The sequence below is a fragment of the Pseudomonas sp. 300 genome (assembly GCF_055803035.1).
In genome coordinates this window covers 99504-101112 of sequence record NZ_JAVLRV010000002.1, presented here as the reverse complement: position 1 = coordinate 101112, position 1609 = coordinate 99504, and the positions used below count along the sequence as shown (strand labels likewise).

Genomic DNA, 1609 nt, shown 5'->3' with positions numbered 1-1609 from the left:
AACCAACCACACCATCCGTTAATCAGTATTGCAAAAATGGGGGTGACCATAGATTTTTGTTGGCGGCGGGAAACGTTGTGCTGGCAATACGGACAACACAAACCCCTCGCCAATCTTACGTTCGATTATCGCCCAAAACCCGCTCCCACCAATTGAACCATCTAGTTAATTCCCCGCACCATTAGCCACACAAAACCAATAACAACAGGTTCGACACCATGCCCCCGCGCCCTGCCCTGTCCGGCTGATCTCGCCCGTTACATTTGAATTTGAATCTTTTGTCTGCAACCCGACGGTTGCGGCATCACCCCGTTTCATCTCCAAGAATCAGAGAGACCCAGCCCATGACGCCTTCCACTTATTTCGTTCCCAGCCTGATTGCCATCGCACTGGCCGGCGCCGCCCTGCCCGCCACAGCCGAAGAGTCCGGTTTTGTCGAGGGTGCCAAGGTCAACCTGAACCTGCGCAACTTCTACATCAACCGCAACTTCACCAACCCGACCAAGGCGCAGGGCAAGGCTGAAGAGTGGACGCAAAGTTTCATCCTCGACGCCAAGTCCGGGTTCACTCAAGGCACCGTCGGCTTCGGCATGGACGTGCTCGGGCTGTACTCGGTAAAACTCGACGGCGGCAAAGGCACCGGCGGCACGCAACTGCTGCCGCTGGACCACGATGGCCGTCCGGCAGACCACTTCGGTCGCACCAACGTAGCGTTCAAAGCGAAGTTGTCGCAGACCGAAGTGAAGGTCGGCGAATGGATGCCAGTGCTGCCGATCCTGCGTTCGGACGATGGGCGCTCACTGCCACAAACCTTCCGTGGCGGCCAGATCACCTCAAAGGAAATCAACGGCCTGACGCTCTACGGCGGCCAGTTCCGCCAGAACAGCCCGCGTGACGACAGCAGCATGAGCGACATGTCGATGACCGGCAAAGCGGCCTTCACCTCAGACCGCTTCAACTTCCAGGGGGGCGAATATCTGTTCAACGAGAAGCGCACCCAGATCGGCCTGTGGAACGCCGAACTCAAGGACATCTACAGCCAGCAATACGTCAACCTGACCCACAGCCAACCCATTGGCGACTGGACCCTGGGCGCCAACCTCGGATTTTTCTATGGCAAGGAAGACGGCAGCGCTCGCGCTGGCGATCTGGACAACAAGACCTGGTCGGGGTTGTTCTCGGCCAAGTACGGCGGCAACACCTTCTATGTCGGTCTGCAAAAACTCACCGGCGACAGCGCCTGGATGCGGGTCAACGGCACCAGCGGCGGCACGCTGGCCAACGACAGCTACAACTCGAGCTATGACAACGCCCGGGAAAAATCCTGGCAGCTGCGCCACGACTACAACTTCGCCGCACTCGGTGTACCGGGTCTGACCCTGATGAACCGCTACATCAGCGGCGAAAACGTGCACACCGGCACCGTCACCGATGGCAAGGAATGGGGCCGCGAAAGTGAACTGGGCTACACCGTGCAGAGCGGTGCGCTGAAGGACCTGAACGTCAAATGGCGCAACTCAACCATGCGCCGCGACTACAGCAACAACGAGTTCGACGAGAACCGGTTGATCGTCAGCTATCCGATCAGCCTTTTGTAAACCTCACCATC

1 protein-coding gene is annotated in these 1609 nt (G+C 58.2%); it reads left to right on the top strand.

Translation table 11 applies throughout. From position 1 onward, the window contains the following. Positions 1-344: 344 nt before the first annotated feature. A complete protein-coding gene (locus Q7W83_RS06535) occupies positions 345-1598 on the top strand; it encodes an OprD family porin (RefSeq protein WP_150630967.1) in 1254 nt (417 codons plus the stop codon). Positions 1599-1609 lie beyond the last annotated feature (11 nt).

Bases quoted from the DNA above. Each gene is read 5' to 3' on its own strand.
- Q7W83_RS06535 (WP_150630967.1), top strand. From the start codon at position 345: ATGACGCCTTCCACTTATTTCGTTCCCAGCCTGATTGCCATCGCACTG.